This is a genomic window from Variovorax sp. P4_D9 (genome assembly GCF_056401695.1).
Map to the genome: position 1 here is coordinate 1 of NZ_JBFUIU010000808.1, position 3,932 is coordinate 3,932.

Here is a 3,932-nt window from a genome sequence, read left to right on the forward strand (position 1 = left end):
CGCCCTGACGACCGAGTTTCAAGGCCTGCGTCGATGACGCCGCGCTGGAACAGCGGTTTCACTCTTACTTTCCGAATGACCAACCCCTTGCTGGATGCGGCTTGGCCGCGCACAAGGCTCTTCAGACCACGGGCAGTCTCACTTTTACCGTCACGTTTGGAACGGATTTACTTTCATCTACGGATGTCGCTCACGCCTCACTCTTCGCGGATGCCGTTGCGCAGCACGCCGATCGCGTCCACCTCGATCTCGCAGATGTCGCCCGACTTCATGAAGACCTGCGGGGTGCGCTTGTTGCCTACCCCGCCTGGCGTGCCGGTCACGATGACATCCCCGGGCTCCAGAGGAACGAAGGCGGAGATGTATGCGATCTGACGGGGGATGCTGTGCACCATCATGTCGGTGCTGGCGCGCTGCATCTCCTGGCCATTCAGACGCGTGACCAGGGTCATCTTCTGGTCAGGCGCGATCTCGTCGGCAGTGACCATCCAGGGGCCGAAGCCGCCGGTGCGCCAGAAGTTCTTGCCCGGCGTCCACTGGGAGGTGTGGACCTGCCAGTCGCGCACGGTGCCGTCGTTGTAGCAGCTGTAGCCCGCAATGTGCGACCAGGAGTCCGCTTCGGAAWTGTGGCGGCCGCCCTTGCCGATGATGACGGCGATCTCACCTTCGTAGTCGAGGCGCTCGGACGAGCGCGGTCGCACGATGTCCTCACCATGGGCGAGCTGCGAGCCTGGCACGCGCAGGAAGAGCACCGGCCTTTCGGTGACCTCCCTGCCCGTCTCGCGGATGTGCTCGCCGTAGTTCAGACCGACACAGACGATCTTGTCGGGATTGGGAACGACCGGCAGCAACTTGACTTCAGCCAAGGGCAGCGTGGCCTTGGCGGCGGCGAGCTGGGTCGACGCCTGCGCGGTGAGGTCGGCGGCAATGAACGATTTCAGGTCCGGGGCACGGGTACCGAAGATCTCGCGCAGGTCGACCACGCGGTCGCCCAGCACGGCGCCGTAGCTGTCCTGACCGTTGTACTGATAGCTGATGAGTTTCATGATGATGATTCCTTAGGAAGGAGGGATGGGTGGATCTAGGCCAACCGACCTCCGATGCGCGTGGCGGCCTCGGTGATCAGATGGACCAATTTTTCAAGGTCGACGATCGCCAGGCGCGAGGTATCGAAGACGAGGGAGATGGCAGCCCAGGCGCCGCCATCGGACTTCGGAATGGGCGCGGCCACCGCCGCCAGCTGCGGCTCCAGCTCGCCGTTGGACACGTAGTGGCCCGCCTTGCGGATGGCCGCGTAGTAGCGGCGGAACTCGGACCAGTCCGCCGGCAGGCCGCAACCGACCAGCTCCTCGTGCCGGGATTCGAAGACTTTCTTGAGCTGGGCGGGCCCAAAGGTGGCCAGCAGGACCTTGGGGGCGCCCCCCAGGAACAGCGGCCGTGGACGGCCTCGACCGTAGGCCAGGGTGGCTGGCGTGCCACCCATCTCCCGATGAGTGTCGAGCACCTGCAGCCCGAACAGGCCCGTCACCACGCAGTCGAATCCCGTGGCCGCGACCAACTCCCGCAAAATGGGCAGTCCCACCTTGAGTACCGGGTCGGCGCGTCGGATGTAGTGGTCCAGCAGGATGATGCGCGGTCCCAGAGCGTAGTGCGAATCCTCCACGCGCTGCAGGAGGCCCGCCTGCAGCAGCAGCCGTACGTAGCGGTAGCTGGTGGGCAGCGAGACGTCCAAGGTCGTGGCGATGTCCTCCGCAGTACGCGTCAGATGGGTGTCGTCGAAAAGGTCGAGCACCCCCAGCATGCGCTCCAGGCTCGACGTTGAAGGTTCGGACACGGCAATTCCCCGATGAGTGGTTCATGGCGCGACGGGGAGGTATTGCGAAATGCGATCCAGATCAGCCCCTGAGCGCGCCACGCCGACGATATATCGGTCGGGCCGCAGTATCACGGCACTGACGTTGTGGGCCCGCAGCCATGCATCCAGCAGCGGATCCGGACGGTCGATCACGATGGCGTTGCTGTGCTGCCAGCGCTGCGCTGTCGCCGGAGCGGCGGCCGAGAGCGCGTCCTTGTGCCCGATCACGGCGCTTCGACGCCCCAGCAGTTCATCCAGCAGGCGTCCATCCTCCAGACGCGGCTGCGGAAAGGGCCGCCCGGCCGGGCTGTCCGGCGTGGCGTCGAAGGCGCCGGCACCGAGCAACTGCGGCGGCAGCTCGAAGACCTCCGGTCGGCCGGCCTTGAGCTTCGCATCCCGCTCGGCAGCCTGCCCGGGATCGGTGGTCTGGATGATGCTGCCCAGGCGCACGGCCAGCTCGATCAGCGCGCGCACGTGCGGCTTGCGCTCGGACTCGTAGGTGTCCAGCAGGGCCTCCGGCGCGCGGCCGGCGAGCACCGCATCGAGCTTCCAGGCCAGGTTCGAAGCATCCCGGATGCCAGCGCACATGCCCTGTCCGAGGAAGGGCGGCGTCTGGTGGCACGCATCGCCGGCCAGGAAGAGGCGCCGCTCGCGCCAGCCATCGGCGATCACCGAGTGGAAGGTGTAGATGGCCGCGCGCTCCAGCCGCGCCTGGTCCGGGCGCACCCATGGCGCCACCATCTTCCAGAGGCTCTCCGGCTGAACAAGCGCCTCGCGGTCGTCATCGGGCAGCACCATGATCTCCCAACGCCGGCGCGCACCCACCACGTTACAGTAGGTCATGGGACGGCGCGGGTCGCAGTGCTGGATCGTGTGGTCCGGCAGGTCCACCGGCTGCTCCAGCACCACATCGAACACCAGCCAGGGCTGGCGCAAACCCAGGTCGACCATGGGACTTTCGATGTGCTGGCGGACGGGGGAGCGAGCCCCATCGCAACCGACGACATACCGCGCCTGCGCCGAATGGAGCTCGCCGCTGTCCATCGAGCGGTAGCTCAGCGTGGCGAGCTCGGCGTCCTGCTCGACACCGACCAGCTCATGCCTCAGCTCGACCTGCACCTGCGCGAAGCGCGACAGGCTGTCTCGCAACACCGCCTCCAGTTCTGGCTGGTGGAAGTAGTAGTTATTGGCACCTCCATGGGGGCCCAGGGCGGACGTACCACCACGGATGAGCATCGTCGCGCCAGCGCCATTGACGAAATRCATGCCCTGCGTGCCGGGACGGGAGATCGCCAGCACCTGCTCCCGCAAGCCCGCCGACTGGAATATGCGAAGCACTTCCCCATCGAAATGGATGGCACGCGGCAGCGCAAAGATGCCGGCCTCCTTCTCCAGCACCAGCACCGAGCGGCCCGCGGCGCCAAGCAGGTTGGCCAGCGTAGCCCCGGTGGGCCCCAGGCCCACGATGGCCACGTCATAGACGTGCGAGTGCTCAGACATTCTGATCTTCCTGCATCCGACGGGCGACATCGGCCTGCCACTGCGCCCGGCTCATGAACTTGGGCAAGCGCTTGGCGATGGCCTCGGCCTGGGCAAGGATGGCCTCGTCCGACTGGCTCAGGTCGATGCTCTCGCGCAGTGGCTGGTCGCAATACCAGGGGGTGTCCATGAACAACTCCAGACGGTTGCCCTCGGGATCCCGGCAATACACCGACACCGCATTGCCGTGGGTCACCGGGTGCATGTCGGTGGCACCTTCGGCCAGCAACCGGTCATGGAAGCGACGCAGGGTCGCCAGATCAGGCACCCGAAAGGAAATCTGGTTCACCACGTTGAACGCCATGTCGGCAGGACGGCCCGTGGCCAGTACCAGTTGGTGGTGCTCGCTGGGGTCACGGCTCAAGAAAACCAGCTGCACCGTGCCCAGGTCGCCAGCATCCGTCTGCGTGAAGCGAAGAGCTTGCTTGTAGAAGCGTGCCATGCGCGGCAGGTCGGTGACGTACAGGCCGATGTGGCTGAACTGCAGATTCGAAGGCGAGGAGGAAGTTTGCATCAATTTGTCTCCATGTGATAACTG

Annotated in this window: 4 protein-coding genes; all 4 read right to left on the reverse strand. The window is 65.6% G+C overall.

The genetic code is table 11. The annotated features are described in order from the left end of the window. Positions 1–197: 197 nt before the first annotated feature. From AC1DY5_RS45695 to AC1DY5_RS45710, 4 genes are read right to left on the reverse strand one after another with little or no spacing between them, the layout of a single operon-like run. Positions 198–1,046: a fumarylacetoacetate hydrolase family protein gene (locus AC1DY5_RS45695; RefSeq protein WP_478121008.1), complete on the reverse strand. Its 849-nt coding sequence runs from the start codon at positions 1,044–1,046 to the stop codon at positions 198–200. Between the two features lie 35 nt (positions 1,047–1,081). After that, a complete protein-coding gene (locus AC1DY5_RS45700) occupies positions 1,082–1,834 on the reverse strand; it encodes an IclR family transcriptional regulator (protein ID WP_478121009.1) in 753 nt (250 codons plus the stop codon). Positions 1,835–1,855: 21 nt separating this feature from the next. Continuing rightward, on the reverse strand, positions 1,856–3,355 hold the full coding sequence (gene mhpA / locus AC1DY5_RS45705) for a bifunctional 3-(3-hydroxy-phenyl)propionate/3-hydroxycinnamic acid hydroxylase MhpA (protein ID WP_478121010.1): 1,500 nt from the start codon (positions 3,353–3,355) through the stop codon (positions 1,856–1,858). Then, positions 3,348–3,908 (reverse strand): VOC family protein, encoded by a 561-nt coding sequence (locus AC1DY5_RS45710; RefSeq protein WP_478121011.1) that lies wholly within the window; start codon positions 3,906–3,908, stop codon positions 3,348–3,350. Before AC1DY5_RS45710 ends, mhpA begins: the two co-directional genes overlap by 8 nt. Between the last annotated feature and the right edge of the window lie 24 nt (positions 3,909–3,932).

Bases quoted from the DNA above. Each gene is read 5' to 3' on its own strand.
- AC1DY5_RS45710 (WP_478121011.1), bottom strand. From the start codon at position 3,908: ATGCAAACTTCCTCCTCGCCTTCGAATCTGCAGTTCAGCCACATCGGC.